The 20,946-nt window shown below is 65.2% G+C and carries 21 protein-coding genes; 8 read left to right on the top strand and 13 right to left on the bottom strand.

Annotation, left to right across the window (positions count from 1 at the left end; translation table 11 throughout):
* Nucleotides 1-73: 73 nt before the first annotated feature.
* The 5 genes from E5675_RS13755 to E5675_RS13735 form a co-directional block, all read right to left on the bottom strand.
* The gene (locus tag E5675_RS13755) at nt 74-1,729 is read right to left on the bottom strand and encodes an SDR family oxidoreductase (RefSeq protein WP_136175011.1); all 1,656 of its coding nucleotides are present in this window, start codon (nt 1,727-1,729) and stop codon (nt 74-76) included.
* 2 nt (nt 1,730-1,731) lie between these two features.
* The gene (locus E5675_RS13750) at nt 1,732-2,130 is read right to left on the bottom strand and encodes a DCC1-like thiol-disulfide oxidoreductase family protein (protein ID WP_136175010.1); all 399 of its coding nucleotides are present in this window, start codon (nt 2,128-2,130) and stop codon (nt 1,732-1,734) included.
* Nucleotides 2,123-2,791, bottom strand: coding sequence for a DUF4166 domain-containing protein (locus E5675_RS13745; protein ID WP_136175009.1), 669 nt, complete (start codon nt 2,789-2,791; stop codon nt 2,123-2,125). The genes E5675_RS13750 and E5675_RS13745 overlap by 8 nt, the downstream gene beginning before the upstream one ends.
* 10 nt (nt 2,792-2,801) lie before the next feature.
* Complete coding sequence (locus E5675_RS13740) at nt 2,802-3,377, bottom strand: MarR family transcriptional regulator (RefSeq protein ID WP_136175008.1); 576 nt, start codon at nt 3,375-3,377, stop codon at nt 2,802-2,804.
* Between the two features lie 360 nt (nt 3,378-3,737).
* The gene (locus E5675_RS13735) at nt 3,738-4,067 is read right to left on the bottom strand and encodes a UrcA family protein (protein ID WP_136175007.1); all 330 of its coding nucleotides are present in this window, start codon (nt 4,065-4,067) and stop codon (nt 3,738-3,740) included.
* A gap of 152 nt (nt 4,068-4,219) precedes the next feature.
* Between E5675_RS13735 and E5675_RS13730 the strand changes: the two genes are divergently transcribed.
* Nucleotides 4,220-5,101: a LysR family transcriptional regulator gene (locus tag E5675_RS13730; protein ID WP_136175006.1), complete on the top strand. Its 882-nt coding sequence runs from the start codon at nt 4,220-4,222 to the stop codon at nt 5,099-5,101.
* Nucleotides 5,102-5,107: 6 nt separating this feature from the next.
* Here the strand turns inward: E5675_RS13730 and E5675_RS13725 are convergent, their stop codons facing one another.
* Nucleotides 5,108-5,644: a hypothetical protein gene (locus tag E5675_RS13725; protein ID WP_247594622.1), complete on the bottom strand. Its 537-nt coding sequence runs from the start codon at nt 5,642-5,644 to the stop codon at nt 5,108-5,110.
* 132 nt (nt 5,645-5,776) lie between these two features.
* Here E5675_RS13725 and dnaN point away from each other — a divergent pair, with 132 nt between their 5' ends.
* The gene (gene dnaN / locus E5675_RS13720; RefSeq protein ID WP_136175004.1) at nt 5,777-6,892 is read left to right on the top strand and encodes a DNA polymerase III subunit beta; all 1,116 of its coding nucleotides are present in this window, start codon (nt 5,777-5,779) and stop codon (nt 6,890-6,892) included.
* Between the two features lie 52 nt (nt 6,893-6,944).
* Here dnaN and E5675_RS13715 read toward each other — a convergent pair whose 3' ends face one another.
* Entirely contained in the window at nt 6,945-8,288 is a 1,344-nt protein-coding gene (locus E5675_RS13715; RefSeq protein ID WP_136175003.1) for a sorbosone dehydrogenase family protein, read from the bottom strand.
* 171 nt (nt 8,289-8,459) lie between these two features.
* Between E5675_RS13715 and E5675_RS13710 the strand changes: the two genes are divergently transcribed.
* Nucleotides 8,460-8,675, top strand: a complete 216-nt coding sequence (locus tag E5675_RS13710) for a hypothetical protein (RefSeq protein WP_209023732.1) — start codon at nt 8,460-8,462, stop codon at nt 8,673-8,675.
* A gap of 4 nt (nt 8,676-8,679) precedes the next feature.
* Here E5675_RS13710 and argC read toward each other — a convergent pair whose 3' ends face one another.
* The 3 genes from argC to E5675_RS13695 all read right to left on the bottom strand — a co-directional run bounded on the left by argC (nt 8,680) and on the right by E5675_RS13695 (nt 12,043).
* Nucleotides 8,680-9,606 (bottom strand): N-acetyl-gamma-glutamyl-phosphate reductase, encoded by a 927-nt coding sequence (gene argC / locus E5675_RS13705; RefSeq protein WP_136175002.1) that lies wholly within the window; start codon nt 9,604-9,606, stop codon nt 8,680-8,682.
* Nucleotides 9,607-9,609: 3 nt separating this feature from the next.
* Nucleotides 9,610-10,554 (bottom strand): NlpC/P60 family protein, encoded by a 945-nt coding sequence (locus E5675_RS13700; RefSeq protein WP_247594621.1) that lies wholly within the window; start codon nt 10,552-10,554, stop codon nt 9,610-9,612.
* A gap of 85 nt (nt 10,555-10,639) precedes the next feature.
* Nucleotides 10,640-12,043: a leucyl aminopeptidase family protein gene (locus E5675_RS13695; RefSeq protein WP_136175001.1), complete on the bottom strand. Its 1,404-nt coding sequence runs from the start codon at nt 12,041-12,043 to the stop codon at nt 10,640-10,642.
* A gap of 55 nt (nt 12,044-12,098) precedes the next feature.
* Here E5675_RS13695 and E5675_RS13690 point away from each other — a divergent pair, with 55 nt between their 5' ends.
* From E5675_RS13690 to E5675_RS13680, 3 genes are read left to right on the top strand one after another with little or no spacing between them, the layout of a single operon-like run.
* Nucleotides 12,099-12,926 carry a DUF4163 domain-containing protein gene (locus E5675_RS13690; protein WP_136175000.1) on the top strand — a complete coding sequence of 276 codons (828 nt, stop codon included), beginning with the start codon at nt 12,099-12,101 and terminating at the stop codon, nt 12,924-12,926.
* A gap of 13 nt (nt 12,927-12,939) precedes the next feature.
* On the top strand, nt 12,940-13,875 hold the full coding sequence (locus tag E5675_RS13685) for an SDR family oxidoreductase (protein WP_136174999.1): 936 nt from the start codon (nt 12,940-12,942) through the stop codon (nt 13,873-13,875).
* Between the two features lie 23 nt (nt 13,876-13,898).
* A complete protein-coding gene (locus tag E5675_RS13680) occupies nt 13,899-14,081 on the top strand; it encodes a DUF3008 family protein (RefSeq protein ID WP_136174998.1) in 183 nt (60 codons plus the stop codon).
* Between the two features lie 3 nt (nt 14,082-14,084).
* Here E5675_RS13680 and E5675_RS13675 read toward each other — a convergent pair whose 3' ends face one another.
* Nucleotides 14,085-15,623 (bottom strand): NAD(P)/FAD-dependent oxidoreductase, encoded by a 1,539-nt coding sequence (locus tag E5675_RS13675; protein WP_247594887.1) that lies wholly within the window; start codon nt 15,621-15,623, stop codon nt 14,085-14,087.
* 195 nt (nt 15,624-15,818) lie between these two features.
* Here E5675_RS13675 and E5675_RS13670 point away from each other — a divergent pair, with 195 nt between their 5' ends.
* Nucleotides 15,819-16,943 carry a DUF47 family protein gene (locus E5675_RS13670; protein WP_136174997.1) on the top strand — a complete coding sequence of 375 codons (1,125 nt, stop codon included), beginning with the start codon at nt 15,819-15,821 and terminating at the stop codon, nt 16,941-16,943.
* Between the two features lie 15 nt (nt 16,944-16,958).
* A complete protein-coding gene (locus E5675_RS13665; RefSeq protein ID WP_136174996.1) occupies nt 16,959-17,972 on the top strand; it encodes an inorganic phosphate transporter in 1,014 nt (337 codons plus the stop codon).
* Here the strand turns inward: E5675_RS13665 and E5675_RS13660 are convergent, their stop codons facing one another.
* Nucleotides 17,973-19,445 (bottom strand): DUF4403 family protein, encoded by a 1,473-nt coding sequence (locus E5675_RS13660; RefSeq protein ID WP_136174995.1) that lies wholly within the window; start codon nt 19,443-19,445, stop codon nt 17,973-17,975.
* Nucleotides 19,446-19,509: 64 nt separating this feature from the next.
* Nucleotides 19,510-20,880 carry a 30S ribosomal protein S12 methylthiotransferase RimO gene (gene rimO, locus E5675_RS13655; protein WP_136174994.1) on the bottom strand — a complete coding sequence of 457 codons (1,371 nt, stop codon included), beginning with the start codon at nt 20,878-20,880 and terminating at the stop codon, nt 19,510-19,512.
* Nucleotides 20,881-20,946: the final 66 nt, after the last annotated feature.

Raw genomic sequence — 20,946 nt, 5'->3', positions numbered from 1 at the left:
TTTTTCTGCAAGGAAATATTCGTGCGCCTGTATGTAAGGATCGGCAAGGGGTGGGCAAGGGATTTAGTGCGCGTCACGCGGGTTCGAGCGATCCGCGGTAGGCAACGATCAATCCGGTAAGCGGCGTGGCGATTTCGACGTCGAAACCGAACCGACCGCCGGTTTCGGTCTCGAAACTCGTACCGTACGGCATCAGCCAGCGCGGCATTGGTACGCCGAAAGCCGACCAGCGCCGTGGAACCAGATGGAGCCGGTCCCGCTCGACGACCAGCGCCATCGCAAACGACAGTACCCCGAAGCGTTCGACCAGCAGATATTCGTTCCGGCCGCTGCCGCGCGATTGGTGCGACGAAAAGCACTTGCCGGCGAAATCGCGGGTCCAGCGTTCGCCGCCGGTTTCGGGGGCGAACGCGACGTTGAGGGGCGCGCGCTCGGTCGCCTTCGGAAAGCGCATCGTTGCGGCCGCGATCCGTGCGAGCAGGCCGGTGCCCCGGCGGACTTCGGCATGGCCCTGCCACCGGCGCGCGGCCTTGCTGCCGTGCAGTTCCTTCAGCCGCGGCGGCAACGTGTCGAAAGCGGGACCGAGTATTCGGCGATAGAGCGGCGCGTCGGGCTCTTCGCTGCGAAAGCCGGTGTGGATCGAGCGGCCAGCGAACAGTGCGTCATAATCCGCCAGCGTCAGCGCATCGACGCTCGACCGCGCGCCGGCGGGGGGACGATCACCGGCGAGCCATTTGCGGATGATCGCCTCGATCGCCATCGACGGAATATAGGGGCCGTCATCGCCTTCGGCCAAAAGATGCCAACTGCGTTCGACTGTTCGGCCGTCTGCGACGCCATATGCGCGAACGAACATGCCGCCGCGATGCTCGCCGAAGCGCATCCGGTTGAGCACGGCATAGAAGAGGCGCGAAAATGGCTCGAACGACGGCAGGTGGAAGCGCCTGCGAGCCTTGGCGAGCAGGTTGAGGATGCGGTGCAAAATTTCGGGCACCGGTCCCGCACCCATCCAGATATCGGTCATCGCCGGATAGGCGCGCGGCAAAAGCTGGAGGTCGGGGACATCGACGAGCGAGAAGTGAATATTGCGCAGCGGCAAACGGCCGGGCACCGCGACGGTGAAGCGCATGCTTTCGGCGAGGCCGATCCCGTGCGAATCCTTTCCCCCGCGGCGCAGCTTCACCGGCGCGCCGGCGTAGCCGACGACCGCGCGCATGACGTTGAGGCCGATACCGGCAAAAGGCGACGGCGCGATGCCGCCTTCGACGCTGCGAATATCCATGGTCTGCGCCATTTCCTGCAGCACCGCGCCGGTCAGCGCTGGGAAGCTGCTGACCCCCGACAGGACAAAGACGCCCCGTGCCTTGGCTGCCGCATCGAAGCGATCGATGCCGAAGACGAAATCGGCACCATCGGCAAAGTCGAGATAGTCGATACCCGCCGCGATGCACGCCTCGACGACATGGTAACGACCGGCGCCATAGTTCTGAAACGGGCCCGAGGCGTCGACGACGAGATCGGGTTTCAAGCGTCGCAGGGCGTCGGAGATGTCGCGCCGGTCAAGGACGCAGGGAACCACGCGCGGATTGCCTTGGTAGCGGGCACAGAAGGCTTCGGCGCGGACGGGGTCGCGGCCGCAGACCAGCAGGTCGACGTCGGGGCGATCGGCCAGCAATTCGGCGAGCCGCCCGCCGAAGACGCCATAGCCGCCGAGAATCAATATCCTCATCGTCACAATATGCGGTCCCTATATTCGGGCGGGGCGGTCCAGCAGCTTTGGCGCTTGCCGAAGAAGCGGTATCGGTTGCGCGCGATCCAGCGATAGACGCGATCGCGCAGCGCGGCGGGGATCAGACGGAAGACGCCGGCGAGTGCCCATGGAAATCCGAGCCCCTGATAGATGGCGAGGATGGCATCGCTGTCGCGGCGCACCCGTGCGCCTTCGACGACGAGGAGCGTCGTCGGATCCTCGGGATCGACGCCGTGGCGGCGGCAGATCGCTGCGCCGGCGAAGCTTTGGACCGAGGCGAGCTGGAACCGTGCCGTCTTGTCGTGGCGCAGAATGAAGCGGGCGTTCGCCGAACAGAGGACGCATGCGGCGTCGAACAGGATGACCGGACCGTCAGCCATCACGAAACAAGGCGTGCTGATTGAGGAGTTCACCCAGGCGCGGGTGGGTCACCCTGAGATCGAAGGCGAAGCGGCCGGCGCCCAGATGCTGGTGCGTCACGATCGTGGTCCCCGGCGTCAACCAGCGCGGAAGGCGGAAACGGGCGCGGCCGAGCTGCCAGAAATAATGGTCGGAAGTGAAGATCAACGCGTCGGCCTCGGCACGCACGGTCAGCGCCATGCCGAACCCACCGCCGATATGCTCCTCGAGTCCAGTCGGGCCGGCGAAGCTTTTGGCGCTATGGATCACCTGCGGATGCCCGCTCGCGCGGCCATAGAGGCGCGACCAGCATTGGCCGCCGTTCGCCCGATCCTCGCTCACCGCGACCGTTGCGGGAGCGGGGCCGCTCGGTGCGAGCGGGAGCGGCGCGCCGATCGGGCGGCAGAATTGCGCGAGCAGCCAGCCTGAGCGGGACAGGCGCGTCCAGACGATCTCGCCGCTGTAGGTTGCAACCGTGGTGCCCGTAAGACGCTTGCTGAAACGGCGCCGGACATCCTGCGGGAGTGCCTCCCATGCGGCGGGCGCGACGAGGCGACGAAAGCGATAGTCGTAGAGCGTATCCTCGTCGTCCTGCACAGCGCGTGCTTGCGCTTGGATCAGTCTTTTCGCTGTGCCACGCATCGCCCTCCTCCTATCCCGCGCCCTTGCCCTTGCCAGGGCGCCAGTTGATCAGCTTCGTCACGCCCGCGCCCAATTTGATCAGCCGCATCAGCGCCGGTTTGGGTACGCCGAGCATCTCGTCGTGCCAGCGGCCCATCGTCGTCACGAAGTCAAGCATGTCGGCAAGCCGCGCCTTGGCCCCCGCGCTCAATTGCGGGTCGTCCGCCGCGCGCGCGACGCACGCTTTCAGCGCGGCTTCGGCGGGATCGATCTCGCGCGCCTTGCGCCCCGCGGCGATGCGGGTGACCATTTCCCATATGTCTTTCTCGGCGGAGAAATGGTCGCGCCGGTCGCCGAGCAGGGGGACGCGTTCGATCAGCCGCCATCCGAGGAGTTCCTTGATCGAATTGGAAACGTTCGAACGTGCGAGGCCGAGCATCTCGGCAATCTCCTCGGCATGCAGCGGACGGTCAGAGATGAAGAGCAGCGCATGGATCTGCGCCACCGAGCGGTTGACGCCCCATTGCCCGCCGAGATTGCCCCAGTGGAGAATGAACTCGGTCGCGGCGGGAGGCAGTTTAGATGGGGGTTCTTTAATTTCTGTCATAACAGAAATATCGGACACAAGCGATTTTGAGTCAAGCGGGTTTCTCGGCGATCCGCACAGTCCGGTTTCGACCGGTAGTGGACGCTCAATCCTCCCTGCGGCGAAGCCGTGGGGAGGGGAACCGCCGCGAAGCGGTGGTGGAGGGGCAGAGACGTCGAGTCATAAGCCCTCCGTCAACGCTTCGCGCTGCCACCTCCCCATCGCTTCGCGATAGGGAGGAGCTTAAGGCCACGCCTCACTCCAAAACAGTCGCGCCGTATCCACGCCGCAGCTATACGGAAGCTGGACAGAACGCCGGGACGGCGACCGTGCCCGGATCGCCGTCCCAGCTATCGGGGACCTGCAACAAGGGCCCGCAGATTATTTGCGGATCGAACTCACCTGGATGTTCTGGTCGCGCGACGCATCGGCGATTGCGAGATCGGCCTGCGCGGAAGCGACGCGCCGCGTGTCGCGCCTGCATTCGCGCACCTCATTCTTTCCTTCGATGTCATAATCGGGGGCGGTGCCGCACACCGCGACGACGGCGCGCCAGATCCGGCGGTCGAGCGTCTTGGCGCCGGCCTCGGTCCTGAGGTCGAGGTCGCGATGTGCGACGGCGACGCTGGGGTTCGCAGGGGCGGTTTGCGCCGATACGGGCTGGCCGGTCGATACGGCAGCGAGGGCGGCGAGGATCAGAAGCTTTTGCATCTTGTATCTCCATCGTCCGGCTCGGGGAGGAGGGGAGGAAGCCGGTCAGATAAAAATAAGCGATCGTCCGGGGTGAAAGGAGCAACGATGTTGCCGAGGCATTCTGCAAAATTGCAGAATGAGGCCGGGGCGATTATGACGCACAAGGCGTCATGTATGATTGGAACGACCTCAAGGCCTTTCTGGCGGTGGCGGAAACGGGCAGCACCCTGTCCGCCGCGCAGGCGCTGCGCGTCAGTCAGACGACCGTTGCCCGGCGCATCGCGGCGCTGGAGGCGGCGACAAGTCTGAACCTGTTCGAGCGGCGGCAGGCGGGCTACGCGCTGACCCCTGTCGGCGAGGCGATGCTGGCGAGCGCGATTGCGGTGCGCGATGCCGCCAACCGCTTCGGCGAGGCGGCGGGCGCGCGGTCGCGCGATGCGGGCGGGACGGTCAGCCTGACGACGATGGAAATCTTTGCCGTGACGATCCTGCCGCCGATCCTCCGCGACCTTCGCGCCGCGCATCCGGCGATCCATATCCATCTCGACACCTCGGACGAACCGCGCGAGCTTGCCGCCGGCGCGGCTGACATCGCGATCCGCAGCAGCAAGCAGCCGACCGGCGCGGGCCTCGTCGGGCGGCGCATCGCGGACAATCCCTGGACTGTCTATTGCAGCCGCGACTATGCTGACCGGCATGGTATTCCGCACACGCGCGACGAACTCGCCGCCCATCCCTTCATCGGCGGTGGCGGCGGGGTGTGGGAACCCTATCAGGCTTGGCTGCGCCAATATGGGCTCGAGGAGTCGGTCGTGATGCGATATGACACGGCGTCGGGCCTGCTCGCCGGGGTTCGCGCCGGCATGGGCCTCACCGTCCTGCCAGCCTTCCTCGCCGATCGCGAAGCCGACCTGATCCGCTGCCTCCCGCCGAAAAGCGAAGATAGTACGGGGCTGTGGCTGCTGACGCACGAACGGCTGCGCCATGTTCCGCGGGTGCGGCTGGTTCTCGACTTTCTTGCGACCGAACTTGCGAAGCTGGGACGGGGCTAGGTCGCCTCAGCGCAGCCTGGCACACCCCAGCGCCGCGGCGTCGATCGCCGTTGCGGCGCCGCGCAGGCGATAGGTGTCGGCGATTGCGCGCCCGTCGGGCGTGCCGCTCTCGACGCTCATGCTCGGTGCCGAGCGCATCGCGGCGACAATCGCCGCGTCCATGCGCGCGTCGCTCGCCCAGCCGTGCGCGCCGTTGCCGGTCAGGATGAAGCGGCGGCTGCCGATCGTCAGGCGTAGCTCGCGGTCGCGCGCGCGCGTTTTCGACAGGCGGACATAGAATTGGCCGCGGATACGCGACTTCGGCCAATAACCGACACTGGCATAGGCCTTTACCTGCGGTCTGCCCACTGTCGCGGCGGGCGCGGCGAGGGCGTAACAGCGCGGGGTGGCGGGATCGCGGAAGGCGCCCCAGCCGTCGAAAATGCCCAGCGCAACGGGCGGCGCGGCGAGCGCCGCGACGGGCGTCGCCATCGCCATCAGGAAAAGAATGCCCCACCGCCGCATCGCGCTTCGTTCGCGCGATTGCCGCCGCTTTGCAAGCATGGCTTGCGCCCGCCGATGCGTGCGTTAAGGAAGGTGGACATTTTCAGGGGCCAGAATCGGGGTGCGAATCGCCTCCGACGGTCTGTCCCTCAGGGACTTTTCCCGCGGAAAGCACAGGGATGGCGATTTAGAATGAAAGCGACGATCGAACGCGCAGTGTTGTTGAAGAGCCTCGGCCACGTCCAGTCGGTGGTCGAACGGCGCAACACGATCCCGATCCTCTCGAATGTCCTGATCGAAGCCGACGCGTCGGGTCAATTGAAGCTGATGGCGACCGACCTCGACCTGCAGGTGGTCGAAACGATCGCCGCGAAGGTCGAAACGCCGGGCACGACGACGGTGTCGGCGCACACGCTCTTCGAAATCGCACGCAAGCTGCCCGAGGGGGCCGAGGTCAGCCTGGCAGCCGCCGAGGGCAAGATGCAGGTCAAGGCCGGCCGGTCGAACTTCAACCTGCCGACGCTGCCGCGCGACGACTTCCCGGTGATTGCCGAAGGCGACCTGCCGACCAATTTCGAGCTGCCCGTCGCCGAACTCATCCAGATCATCGACAAGACGCGTTTCGCGATCTCGACCGAGGAAACGCGCTATTATCTGAACGGCATATTCTTCCACGTCGCCGAGGATGCGACGGGGCCGGTGCTCAAGGCCGCGGCGACCGATGGTCACCGCCTCGCGCGCTATACCGTCACGCGCCCCGACGGCGCCGCGTCGATGCCCGACGTTATCGTGCCGCGCAAATGCGTCGGCGAGATCCGCAAGCTGCTTGACGAGGCCGAAGGCAATGTCGAAATCAGCCTTTCGGCCAGCAAGATCCGTTTCCAGCTCGGCCACGCCGTGCTGACCTCGAAGCTGATCGACGGCACTTTCCCCGATTACAGCCGCGTGATCCCGACTGCGAACGACAAGTTGCTCAAGGTCGATCCGAAGAGCCTGTTTCAGGGCGTCGACCGCGTTTCGACGATCGCGAGCGAAAAGACGCGTGCGGTCAAGGTCGGGCTCGACAAGGATCGTATCACGCTGAGCGTTACCAGCCCCGAGAATGGCACCGCGGCCGAAGAGCTGGCGGCGGGTTATGACAGCGACGCGATGGAGATCGGCTTCAACGCCCGCTACCTCAGCGACATTTTGGGACAGGTCGACGGCGACAATGTCGAACTTCACCTTGCCGACGCCAACGCGCCTACGCTGATCCGCGAGAGTGAAAAGAGCCCGGCGCTCTATGTGCTGATGCCGATGCGGGTCTGACGGCCCGCCATTGCGTGAAACGGACAAGGCCCCGCGACTGCGGGGCCTTTTCTTATCCGGCCTTCGCGACCCGCCAGATCACGCCGCCGGTGTCGTCGGCGACGAGCGCGCTGCCATCCTTTGCGACCTTGACGTCGGCCGGGCGGCCGCGAGTGGTCTCGCCATCCTTGCCGAGGAACTGGTCGAGCAAGGTGACCGGCAGCGCGTTGACCGGCTTGCCGTTGGCGCCGAACTTGACGAACACCACATCATAGCCCGTGACGGGCTCGCGGTTCCACGAACCGTGGCGCGCAATCAACGCGCCGTTGGCCCAGCGTTCGCCGAGGTCGAGACCTTCGGTAAAGGTGAAACCGAGCGGCGCCGTGTGCGCGCCGAGGCCATATTCGGGGCGCTTTACATATTGCCGGCGATCCTCCGCCTCGGGCTCGACGCGCGGGTCGATGAAGCCGCCCCAATAATACCAGGGCCAGCCATAGAAATCGCCCTCGTCGAGGTCGGTCAGATAGTCGGGGACGAGGTCGCTGCCGAGCATGTCGCGTTCGTTGACGACAGTCCACAGCCGGTCGGAACCGGGGTAGAAAGCGAGGCCGACGGGGTTGCGGATGCCCGCGGCAAAAGTGCGCATATATTTATTCTCGGGCCGCACCTCGAGCACGCTGGCGCGGCGGAACTCGCGGTTCATGCCTGCCTCGCCGATGTTCGAATCGGCGCCGACGCCGATATAGAGCCAGCCATTGGGCGCCGCGACGAGGCTCTTGGTCCAGTGGCGGTTCGTGCCCTTCGCGGGCAGATCGACGACTTTCACCGGTTTGCCGCTCATCTTCGTCTCACCCTCGACATAGGGAAAGGCGAGCAGCGCGTCGGTGTTGGCGACATAGAGCGTGCCCTCCACCAGCGCCATGCCATAGGGCGAGTTGAGACCGGTGATGTAGACGGTCTTCACCTCGGCCTTGCCGTCGCCGTCGGCGTCGCGCAGCAGCGTGATGCGGTTTGCCGACGGTTTGCGTCCCGCGCCGCCTTTGCCCATCAGGCTCTTCATTACCGCGCCCTGCACGCCGCCGTCCTTGCGCGGCGGGCTCTGCGATTCGGCGGCGAGCACATCGCCATTGGGCAGCACCAGGATCGTGCGCGGATGGTCGAGCCCGTCGGCAAAGCGCGCAACCGTCAGCCCCTGTGCGGCGCGCGGCGCCTGGCCCGCGGGCCAGTTCGTCGCCTCGGGCACATTGATCGTAGGAAATGTCTCGGTGCGCTGCGACGCCATCACCGGCACGCGGCCGCTGAGTTCGGCGGTCGAGAAGCGCGCCACATCGGGCCGCGACATGACATAGAGCGTGACGCCGCCGGCGATCAGCAGGAGCAGCAGGGTGAGGGCGGCATATCTCAGGATCTTGCGCATGGTGTCTTGTCTACACGGGCGGCGCGCGGCGTCAAAGGGATAGCGCGCGCGGACGAAGGGTTAACCGGCAAGGCCCTACGATTAACCTTACCTGCCCGTTTATCACGGTTGGGAACGACGCGGTGAGGTGCGGCGCGTAGGAGAAGGGTTCGAGTAACGGACCAGGAACCGATGCACCTGCCAGCCCCCTTTCTTGCCGATCGCGCCGCGGTCGAGGATGCCCATGCGCTGATCACCCTGCATGGCGAGGAAGCCGGGTTCGCGGCTGCCGCGCGCGCCGAGCAATATCGCGCGCTCGGCAATCATCTCCATTTCGCACGCTGGCGCCAGATCGAGCGGCTGATCACCTATTTGTCGGTCGAGGATGTCCTCGACACGGTGCACTAGGACTTTACAGCCGCAGGCCCGCGGTCTCCGGCAAGCCCGCCATGATGTTGAGATTCTGGACGCACGCGCCGCTCGCCCCCTTGCCCAGATTGTCGAGCCGCGCGACGAGCCGCGCCTGGCTGGCGTCTGCATTGGCGAGCACGAACAATTCAATGCGGTCGTCGCCGGGGTCAGACGCGCGGAGCAGCATTTCGCCGCTTTCGGGCGCGGCGCCCATGACGACGATGGGGCTCGCGCCGTAGAAATCGGCGAGCGCGGCGCGGAACGCGTCGGGTGCCGCGGCGGTCGGCATCGCGTTCAGCGGCAGCGGCACCTCGACGACCATGCCGCGATGCGCTGGGATTACGGCGGGCGAGAAAAGCGGGCCGACCGACAGGCCGCACTGTGCCTGCATTTCGGGGACATGCTTGTGACCGAGCGTCAGCGCATAGCCGCGCCATGCGATGTCCCGGTCCTGTTCGAACCGTTCGATCAAGGCCTTGCCGCCACCCGAATAGCCGCTGACCGCGTGGCAGATATAGGGCCAGTCGGCGGGAAGCAGGCCCGCGCGCACTAGCGGCGCGACGAGCGCGATGAAGCCGGTCGAATAGCAGCCGGGGTTTGACACGCGCGCCGCCTCCGCGACGGCGTCATGGCCGCTGACTTCTGGAAAGCCATAGACCCAGCCCGGCGCGACCCGATGCGCGGTCGATGCGTCGATGACGCGCGTGCGATCGTTTCCGATCATCGCCACCGCGTCGCGCGCCGCGTCGTCGGGCAGGCAGAGGATGACGAAATCGGTGTCGTTCAGCGCCTCGCGCCGCGCCGCGGCATCCTTGCGGCGCGCCTCGTCCAGCGCGATTAGCGAAAATTCGCTCCGCCCTGCAAGGCGCTCGGCGATTTCGAGGCCCGTCGTTCCCGCCGCGCCGTCGATGAAAACCGTCTGTGTCATATGTTATCGCAGTCTTTTATATCCGCTCACCGGCGGATCATGATCCTTCGCGGCCGAACGCGCGATGACGTCGGCCAGCGGCTCGGCCTTTACCGCCATCCATCGTCGGCTGGCATGGATGATATTCTTTTCGTCGGCCATGATGCCGACATGGCCGGGAAAGAAGACGAGGTCACCGCGTGCGAGCGTCGCCGGATCGACATCCTTGTCGGGGCCGAGGGCCGCAAGCTGGAGGTCGCTGTCGCGCGGCAATTGAACCCCCGCCGCGCCCCACACGAGCTGGACGAGGCCCGAGCAATCGATGCCCTTCGCCGTGCGTCCGCCCCAGAGATAGGGCGCGTCGATCATCTGCTCCGCCAGCTCGGCGGGATCGCGGTCCTCCGCCGCCACGTCGGCGAGCGCGGCAAGCGGTAGATAGCCGTGCGAGGTCGCGAGCCATTCGCCCTCGACTTCGCCCATCACCAGCGCACCGCGCGGCAGCACGGCGGGGCCTCCGCTCGCGGCATCGGGCGCACTGTGGAGCATCGCTTCGATCATGTCGACGCGGTGCGTCGGCGCGATCGGCGCGGCCAGCGCTTCGGCGGCGAGGTAGCCGACATAATGGTCGGCGAGGCAATAGCCCCACGCCCAGCCGCCGGTGAGGTCGAGCAGGGCAAAGCCTTCGCCGAACAGCAATTCGCTCGTCTGGTCGGCATCGACCGACGGCGAAGCCCGCAGGGGCGCGGCCGGCAGAGCGCCGCTGCGCATCATTGGCGCGGCATAGTGCGGGGCGAAATGCGTGCCGGCGACGGCAATATCGGCGAGGTCGGGACGGATCGCGACGACGCGCGGATTGAAATCCTGCGACGTTCCGGTCAAACCGAACCGGTCACGGCCTGCGCCGACGGCGCCGGGACGCCCCATGCGCACGCGATTTGCCGCTGAATGTTCGCCGCTATCTGCTGTCACTTGCCGTCCTGTTGAAACCCGAGGTCCGCCGGACGCGGACAATCGCGGGCCATTAGACCAGCAGGGCCTGCATTATCAAGAATGATCAGCTTTTCGCACGCCGGTCGTAGCGCGCCTGAAGCATCGCCCACGCTGCGCGCAACCCAAGCGCCGCGCCGCCTTTGGGCCGGCCGGGCTTGGCCGAGGGGCGCCAGGCGAAGGTGTCGAGATGCGCCCAGGCGGTGCCTTCGGGGACGAAGCGTTTGAGGAACAGCGCGGCGGTGATCGAGCCGGCGAAGGGCGAACTGCCCGCATTGCCGAGGTCGGCGATGTCGGTTTCGAGCAGGTCGGCATAGGGATCCCACAGCGGCATGCGCCACAAGGGGTCGTCGCGCTCGATCCCGCCCGCGAGCATCTCCTCGGCCAGATCGTCGTCGTTGGCGAACAGCGGCGGCAGGTCAGGGCCGAGCGCGACGCGCGCGGCGCCCGTCAGCGTCGCGAAATCGACGATCAGCTCGGGCTTGCCTTCGCCGGCCTTCGCGAGCGCATCGCCGAGCACGAGCCGGCCTTCGGCATCGGTGTTGCCGATCTCGACCGTCAAACCCTTACGGCTTTTCAGCACGTCGCCGGGGCGGAAGGCGTCGGACGAGATCGCATTTTCCGCCGCGGCGACGAGGCAGTGGAGGCGCACCGGCAGCCCGCTTGCCATCACCAGTTCGGCGAGCGCGAGCACATGCGCGGCGCCGCCCATATCCTTCTTCATCAGCCGCATTCCCGCCGCGGGCTTGATGTCGAGCCCGCCGCTGTCGAAGCTGATCCCCTTGCCGACGAGCGCGACGCGCGGATGACCCTCCTTGCCCCACTCGATCTCGATCAGCCGCGGCGCGTGATGTTTGGCGGCGGCGCGGCCGACCGCGTGGATCATCGGATAGCCCTGTTCGAGGCCTTCGCCCTTGGTGACGGTAAGCTGGCCGCCGTGCGCTTTGGCGATGCGCTCGGCGGCTTTCTCGATCGCGGCGGGTCCCATGTCGGCGGCGGGCGTGTTGACGAGGTCGCGGACGAGCGCAACCGCACGCATCTCGGCGACCAGGGGCGCGATCGCGCCGACGTCGGTCGTCAGCAGAACGCGCGGACCTTTCGCCGGCGCATTCGATTTATAGGCGTCGAAGCGATATTGGGCGCTCATCCAGCCGAACAGCGCCTTGCCTGGCTGCTGGCCTTCGAGCCGGTAGCGGCCCTCGGGCAAAATCTGCCCCAGCTTCGCGAGACACCAGGCCGACAGGCTGTCGACCTTGGCAACTGTCGTGACCACCGCCCATTTCTCGGGATCGTCGCCGGGCAGGATCGCGTGGACGAACGCATCGGGTTTGAAACCAACCGCCGCCAGATGTGCGCGTTCGCGAGCGCTGCGGCCTTTCAGCCATTCGTCATAACCCTTTTTGTCGACGAGATGGATGGTGCGGGCATCCTGTCCCTTGTCGGGCTGGATCAGGTCGGAATAGTCGGTCATACGGGCCGTGCTAGGCCGCCGTGGATATTTTGTCGATTCCCGGCGTTATGCCAGCATGATCATCGACCTACATTGGCGAAACGCCATCCCAATCCTTGCCGGCGCGCTGTTGCTGGCGGGCTGTTCCGAAGACGAGCCGACGAAAGCCGAAAAAGTTGCGGCTGCATCGGTGCCCGGCGCGCCGCCGGACGCCGCCGCGGATGAAGTGGCGAAGGGCGCGGGAGCGTCGAACGTCAGCGAAAATACGGACCTCATCGAATTCGCATACGCCTATCCCGCCGACGCCGCGCGGATTCCCGAACTGGCGAAAATGCTCGACGAGGACCGGGCGACGAAACGCGAGGCGCTGATCGCGGCGGCGCGGCGCGACAAGGATGCGGCGGAAAAGGAAGGCTTCCCTTATCGCAAGCATAGCCACCTTCAGACTTGGCAGCGCGTCACCAGCACCCCGCGCTTTCTGAGCCTGTCGGCGGAGATCGAAACCTATGCCGGCGGCGCACACGGCATGCAGACCTTCGATACGCTGATCTGGGACCGTAACCGGCGCAAGCGGATGAAGCCGGTCGACCTGTTCGAGAGCAGCGCGGCATTCGACGCCGCGATCCGCGGCTCCTTCTGCGCCGGGATCAAGCGCGCCAAGGCGGCAAAGGGCATCGAGGAAGCGCCCGACAGCGTTTTTGCCGAATGCCCGCCGGCGTCGGCGCAGACGGTGTGGCTCGGCTCGTCGGACGGGCGCTATCTCGACCGCCTCACGATCGCGATCGCGCCTTATGAGATCGGTGCCTATGCCGAGGGGAGCTACAAGATCAACGTCCCGATGACGGGCGCGCTCGTCAAGGTCGGGAAAGACGAGTTCGCGCGCGACTTTCTCCCCATCAACTGAATAAGGACAAGCCATGGCGAAGCAGCCCAAAGCCGGCAAAGTCGGCGAAAGCGCGAAGGAAAAGAAGGGCAAGCGAAGCGCGGCGGCGAAGCTGCGCCGCGACGTGGGCAGCGGTAAGACGATCGCCAAGCCGCCGTCCGACCGTGAAGCCGACCTCGATCGCGCGCCGAAATGGCAGCCGCGCTATCCGGGATCGGGCCGGCTCGACGGCAAGGTGGCGATTGTGACCGGCGGCGACAGCGGCATCGGCCGTGCGGTATGCGCGCTGTTCGCGCGCGAGGGCGCCGACGTCGCGGTCGTCTATCTCAAGAACCGGGCCGATGCCGTCGAAACCGCCGCGATCGTCGAGGCCGAAGGGCGCCGCGCGATCGCGATCAAGGCCGATGTCGGCAAGCCGAAGGCCGGCGAAAGGATCGTCGCGCAGACGGTCGAGAAGCTCGGTCGTCTCGACATCCTCGTCAACAACGCTGGAGAGCAGCATCCGGCGGCGGATATCCGCGACATCAGCGAGGATCAGCTGCAACAGACCTTCGCGACCAATATCTTCGGCATGTTCTATCTGGTGCAGGCAGCGCTACCGCACCTTAGGAAAGGCGCGACGATCGTCAATTGCACCAGCGTGACGATGTATCAGGGCTCGAAGGGTCTGCTCGACTACAGCGCCACCAAGGGCGCTATCACCGCCTTCACCCGTTCCTTGAGCGAAAATCTGATCGAAAAGGGCATTCGCGTGAACGGCGTTGCGCCCGGCCCGATCTGGACCCCGCTCAACCCGCGCGGCGGCGCTCCTGCCGAGAAAGTAGCCACCTTCGGCGAAAACACGCCGATGAAACGGCCGGGCGAGCCCAATGAGGTCGCGCCTTGCTTCCTGTTCCTCGCCTGCGACGACAGCAGCTATATGTCGGGTCAGGTGCTGCATCCCAACGGCGGCACAATCGTTAATGGCTAGTGGGGCGGCAAAGGAGAAACGCCATGCCAGCCAAATCGAAAGCCCAGCAGAAAGCCGCAGGCGCCGCATTGAGCGCCAAGCGCGGCGACACGCCCAAGTCAAAACTCAAGGGCGCGTCGAAAAAGATGGTCGACAGCATGACCGAAAAGCAGCTCGAGGATTTCGCCAAGGGCACGACCAAAGGCAAGCCCGAGCACGCTGACTAGCGATTATTCGGCGGCTTCGAGCTCCGCGGGGGCTGCCGTCACCGCGGCCTTCGCGTTGCTGAAGGTCAGCACGCCGTCAGCAATCGCGCCGGTGCGCATGTCGACGCGGTCCTGCACATAATTCTGGCTGAGGCGCCACGGCAGCGACGCCGTGCTCTTAGGCATGATGTGTAGCGACCGCTGGATATAGCCCGACGAGAAGTCGAAGACATTTTCCTCTTCGAGGCCGGCCGGATCGGCGAGCGCGGGGGTCGCAACAGTCGTCCCCGTATCGCGCATATGGTTGAGCACGCGGCAGACATATTCGGATACGATGTCGGCGCGCAACGTCCAGCTCGCGTTGAGATATCCGAACACCGCCGAGAAGTTCGGGACGTTCGAGAACATGCACGCCTTGTAATAGAAATGATCGTGCCAATCGACCGGCTCGCCGTCGACGCGCACCGGAATCTTGCCCGCGACCGTGAGCTTCAGGCCCGTCGCGGTGATGATGATATCGGCGTCGAGATGCTTGCCCGACTTTAACTGGATGCCCGAGGCGTCGAACTTCTCGATATGATCGGTCACGACCGATGCCTGGCCCGCTTTCATCGCTTCGAAGAAATCGGCGTCGGGGACAAGGCAGAGCCGCTGTTCCCACGGGTTGTAAGGCGGGGTGAAGGCTTGCGCGTCATAATGATCGCCAAGGCTCGCCTTCAGCTTCTTGGTCAGGAACTCCTTGACCTTCTCGGGCTTCTCGCGGGCGCGGCGAAACGCGATGTCCTGCAGCCGGACATTCTTGAAGCGCGTGATCTTGTAAGCAAGCTTTTCGGGCAAAATTTTGCGCAGGAAGTTGGCGAAGCCGTCCTTGGCCGGGCGGATGAAATACCAGGTCGGCGTGCGCTGGAGCATCGTGACGTGCGCCGCCCCCTTCATCGAAGGGACGATCGTCACCGCGGTCGCCCCCGACCCGATCACGACGACCTTCTTGCCTTGATAGTCGAGATCTTTCGGCCAGAATTGCGGGTGGATGATCTGGCCCTGGAAATCCTCGCGCCCCGCGAACTGCGCGTCGAAAGGCTCGTCATAGTCGTAATAGCCCGACCCGAGATAAAGCCAGCGCGCGGTCGTCGTCGAGGTCCTGCCTTCGCTGTCCTCCATCGTCACCGTCCAGCGCGCGCCGGCGCTGTCCCAATCGGCGCCGATCACCTTGCGGTCGAAGCGGATGCGTTCGCGGATATGGCGCTCGTCTACGATGCGGTTTAGATATTCGAGGATCGCCGGGCCGTCGGCGATCGATTTTTCATGCTTCCACGGTTCGAAGATGAAGCCGAGAGTGTGCATGTCGCTGTCCGAACGGATGCCCGGATAGCGGAAGAGATCCCATGTGCCGCCAAGCTGTTCGCGGCGTTCGACGAGCGCGAAGCTGCGATCGGGGCAATTCATCTGAAGATGCACGGCCATGCCAATGCCCGAAATGCCGGCACCGACGATCAATACGTCCTGATCGATCGGTGCAGCCTTCGCGCCTAGGGGGCGTTCCATCGTCGCCGTGCCTGCCATCATCTCGTCTCCCGTTTGTCTTTGGGAGGTAGCTTACGCACAGCGTTGCATTTTGCAATCGAATTGACAGCCCTGAAAGTAGGGACTTGGGAGGCTCCGTCCCTTGTGGCTGTCACATTATTGTCATAGGGGCGAAACCCAATTGTCATCATTTTGGCATCGCGCCGTATCAACTGTAGGAAAGGATTGATCTAAATGCGTCAGATCGCGGTTCTTCCCTATCGATTCGGTGGTCCCGCGCAGGACGGCCCGACCGAAATCCTGCTGATCACGTCGCGGGAAACGAAACGCTGGGTGGTGCCGAAAGGCAATCCGCTCAACGGGATGACGCGCCACGCCGCCGCGGCGATCGAGGCTGAGGAAGAGGCGGGCGTCATCGGCGCGGTCTGCCCGACGCCGATCGGCAGCTATGAATATCGCAAGCGCCGCGCGAACGGCGCGTCGATCATGTACAATGTCGAAGTCTTTCCGCTCGCCGTGACCAATGAACTGGCCGACTGGAAGGAAATGGACGAACGCGATCGCAAATGGTTCTCGTTCAGCGATGCGGCGTCGGCGGTTGACGAACCCGATCTGCAGGCGCTGATCCGGTCGTTCGGCGACAGCGGGTTCCGTGCCGTCGCGCAGCCACGCGACGTGGTTCAGAACATAAGTGACAAGACAGGGGTAAGCCGCATGTTCGCATGGTTTCAGCGTTTGCTGCCGCGACAGGGAAATTTCTTCGAATTGTTCGAAGGCCACGCGGCGACGCTCGTCGCGGGGGCGAACGCGCTGTCGCGGATGTTGCAGGGCGGCGAGGGCATGGCCGACCATGTCCAGGAAATCATCGAGCGCGAGCATGATGCCGACGCGATTACGCGCGAAGTGCTTCAGACCGTCCGTCGCACCTTCCTGACCCCGTTCGACCGCAGTGCGATCACCGACCTCATCGCCTCGATGGACGATGCGATCGACGAGATGCAGAAGACCGCGGGCGCGGTCGACCTCTACGACGTCACAGAGTTCGAGCCCGAGATGCGCGACATCGCGGGCATCATCGTCGATGCAGCGCGCCTGACCGCCGAGGCGCTGCCGCTGCTCCGCAACATCGGCGCCAACGGCGCGCGGCTCCACGAACTCACCGAACGGCTGGTGCGGATGGAGGGCCATGCCGACGAAATCCACGCCGCGGGGCTCAAGCGTTTGTTCCGCGAACATGGCGAGGCGAATCCAACGCGCTTCCTGATCGCGCGCGAACTCTTCCGCCATCTCGAACGCGTCACCGACAGTTTCGAGGATGTCGCGAACGAAATCGACGGCCTGGTCATCGACCACGCATAAGCGGGGGCGTTCTTCATGCACGAACTCGCTTTTCCGCTCCTCGCCGGCCTTATCGTTCTCGCGCTGGCGTTCGACTTTCTGAACGGTCTGCACGATGCCGCTAACAGCATCGCGACCGTCGTCGCGACGCGTTTGCTGCGTCCGGTGCAGGCGGTGCTGTTCGCCGCCTTCTTCAACTTCGCCGCCTATTTCCTGAGCCTCGCCTTTCCGGCGCTGCACAAGGTCGCCGAGACGATCGGCGCCGGACTGATCGACAAGGATCTGGTAACCCCCGCGGTCGTGTTCGGCGCGCTCGTCGGCGCGATGTTCTGGAATGTCGTGACCTGGCTCAAGGGCATTCCCTCGTCGTCGAGTCATGCGCTCGTCGGCGGCATCGTCGGCGCGGGCGTGGCCCATGCAGGGTTCGAGGGCATCCAGTGGACCGGGCTCAACAAGACGGTCATCGCGATCTTCCTGTCGCCGATGCTCGGCATGTTCCTCGCGATGCTGGTGATGCTGATCAGCAGCTGGGCGCTCCGCCGCGCCACCGCAAAGTTCGCGGAGAGCACGTTCCGTACTCTCCATCTCTTCTCGTCGGCCGCCTATTCGCTTAGCCACGGACTCAACGACGCGCAGAAGACGATGGGGATCATCGCGGTGCTTCTCTATTCAACAGGCTATCTGTCGGGCGAGTTTCACGTCCCGCACTGGGTCGCCTTCGCCTGTTATATCGCGATCGCGTTGGGCACGCTCTCGGGCGGGTGGAAGATCATCGAGACGATGGGCGGCCGCATCACCAAGCTGTCGCACCATCAGGGTTTCGCCGCCTCGACCGGGGGGTCGATCATGGTGTTCACCGCGAGCCTGCTGGGCATTCCGGTTTCGACAACGCACACGATCACCGGCAGCATCATCGGCGCCGGTGTCGCCCGCCGCGCGAGTGCGGTGCGCTGGGGCGTCGCGGGCAATGTCGTCGCGGCGTGGTTCATCACCATCCCGGCAAGCGCGATCGTCGCCGCGGTCTTCTATGCGATTACGCGCCTCTTCTGATCATTTCGCGGGTCGATAATCGACGCTCGCCCCGCCGACCATCCGCACCGGCAGATAGAGGCCGTCGCCATAGGCCTTGATCGCGCCGGTTTCGAAGCGGTCGATGCGTGTGCGGATGACGAAGGCGCCCTCGCGCCGCCGGTCGACCGCGCGTTTGATCTTGCCCTGCAACTCTTCCAGGTCGTGGGTGAAGTTCTGCGTCAGCGCCGCGGCGATCAGCGGGGCGAATTCAGGGCTGCGGCCGAGCAGGATGAGCAGGTCGCCGCCGACACCGTCGGTATCGCCGTTGATCACGAGGCCGGTGAAGCGGACTTCGGCCGAACCCGGCTCGTTGACAGGAATCGCTGTCATCCAGATGCGTCCGCGTGTCGGCGCGCCAGTCCGCGCTTTCAGTTTCGCGTCGACGTCGACGCCGACCGCGATGCGTCCGCCGGGAGCCCCATAGATCGTCGACTTACCGAATTTGACCGTCATCGGACCGACTTTCGGCAGCTCGAAGGGACGCGCCGCGCGCTTGGCAAGCGCGCGGTCGACGACCGGCCGCAACTGCGCATAGTCGGCGATCACGGGCACGCGCACGTCGAAATGCGGTTTCGGCGTTTCGCGCACGAGGCGAGGGAGCGGCGTGGGCGAGGGATCGGCGGGGCGTCCCGAAACAAAGGTCTCGGTAATCGCCTCGAGCCCGAGGTTGAGGTTGATCTGCTGCCCGTCGAGCCGGTAGCCACCATAGAGAATGCGCTGCGGCGTGATGCGCATCCACACCGGCGGGTTTTCGCGGTTGAGTTCGAGCGACGTAAAGGCCTGCTGCCAGATGTCGGCGGCCTGTTTGCGGATATCGATTTTCGCGACCTCGCGATTCACCTCGCGCTCGACGCTCGCCACCACGGGTTTGAGCTTCGCGTCGGCCTCATCGGTGAAGGTGATGCGACGCCCAAGGAAATCGATCCCCGGCGCCTTGGTCCAGCCATAGGTGATGCGCGCCTTGCCCTGGGTGCGCCAGTCGGGGGTCAGGTCGATGCGGACGCGTGCATGCGCCATCGCCGCGCCGGTCGCGGTCTCGCCTTTCAGCACCCCGCCGACGTCGCGGGCGGCGATCCGGGCATTCAGCGGCACGTCGACCACAATTTCTTTGCCTTCGCCGCGCAGCCGCAGCGGCCCGCGCGTCACCTGTCCGACGATAGTGCAGGCGATCGGCGGCGTGACCTTGACCTTCTTTTTGAAGAGCTTGACGCGCTGCGGCTTGACGCATGCGCGCTCGCGCTTGTTGATCGTCCACAGCGTTTTCGGCACCGTGCGTTCGAGCGTCTGCTTGAGCGAGGCGGTGCTGGCGTGGATCGGCACCGCGATCAGCGATGTCTGCTTGGGGGAGGGCGCCATGTCGGTCGCATGTGGCGGCGGTTCGACGGCGGTTTTGCGGTCGCAGGCGGTAAGCGATCCGAGCAAGATCAGTGCGGCAAGCGTCGATATACGCATGAACGGCCCCTGTTCGATGTCTTGGGATAACATCGAAATGGTAAAGCCGTTCCCATCGGATGCGTCAGTTCGTCACGACCCCGAACAGATCATGCTCGTCGGCGTCCTCGATCTCGACGTCGACGAGATCGCCTGCTTTCAGCGTCGCCGCGACGTCGCGGAGGTAGACGTGGCCGTCGATCTCGGGCGCGTCGGCCTGTGACCTGCCGGTGGCGCCGATGCTGCCGTCGTCATCCGCTTCGCCGACTTCGTCGATGATCACGGGCAGCGTGCGGCCAATCTTGGCTTCGAGCTTCGCGGCGCTGATTGCCGCGGTTTTCGCCATGATGCGCCGGTAGCGTTCTTCCTTGACCTCTTCGGGCACCGGATCGTCGAGCGCATTCGCCTGCGCGCCGGCGACGGGTTCGAAGCGAAAGGCGCCGACGCGGTCGAGCTGGGCTTCGTCGAGCCAGTCGAGGAGATATTGGAAATCCTCCTCGGTTTCGCCCGGGAAGCCGACGACGAAGCTCGAGCGGATCGAGATGTCGGGCGCAATGTCCCGCCACGCCTTCAGCCGTTCGAGCACCTTCGCTTCGTTCGCGGGGCGCTTCATGCGCTTGAGGACGCTCGGGCTCGCATGCTGGAAGGGGATGTCGAGGTAAGGCGTCAGCAGCCCTTCGGCCATCAGCGGGATCACCGCGTCGACGTGCGGATAGGGATAGACATAATGGAGGCGCACCCACGGGGCGCGGCCTTCGCTGGTCTTCAATTGGCCGAGTTCGCGCGCGAGGTCGGTCATGTGCGCGCGCACTTCGCGGCCGCGCCATTGGCGCGGGTCGTGGCGGATGTCGACGCCATATGCCGAGGTGTCCTGGCTTATCACCAGCAGTTCCTTCGTCCCCGCGGCGACGAGCTTTTCGGCCTCGCGCAGAACCGCGTCGATGCGGCGGCTGACGAGCTTTCCGCGCAGGTCGGGAATGATGCAGAACGAGCAGCTGTGGTTGCAGCCTTCGGAAATCTTGAGATAGCTGTAGTGGCGGGGCGTCAGTTTCAGCCCGCCCTCAGGGACGAGGTCGATGAAGGGGCCCTGCGTCGGCGGCGCGGCGTCGTGGACGGCGTCGACGACCTGCTCATATTGATGCGCGCCGGTAACCGCGAGCACCTTGGGGAAACGCGCGCGGATGACCTCGGCCTCGTTGCCCATGCAGCCGGTGACGATGACGCGGCCATTCTCGGCCATCGCTTCGCCGATCGCCTCGAGGCTCTCTTCCTTTGCCGAGTCGAGGAAGCCGCAGGTGTTGACGAGCACGACGTCGGCGCCCGCATAATCGGGCGAGAGGCCATAGCCGTCGGCGCGGAGCTTGGTCAGAATCCGTTCGCTGTCGACGAGCGCCTTGGGGCAGCCGAGCGAAACCATGCCGACCTTCGGCTGGGTGGGGAGCGTTTTGACTGTCATGATTGGCGGCGCCCATAGTCGATTTCGCAGCCCTTGTCACGCGCGGCGCTTATGGGCATGGAGCGC

Origin of the sequence: Sphingopyxis sp. PAMC25046 (assembly GCF_004795895.1) — a bacterium.
Taxonomy (GTDB): Bacteria; Pseudomonadota; Alphaproteobacteria; order Sphingomonadales; family Sphingomonadaceae; genus Sphingopyxis.
Note: the sequence above shows the minus strand (reverse complement) of the source record. Positions and strands in the feature narration are given on the sequence as shown.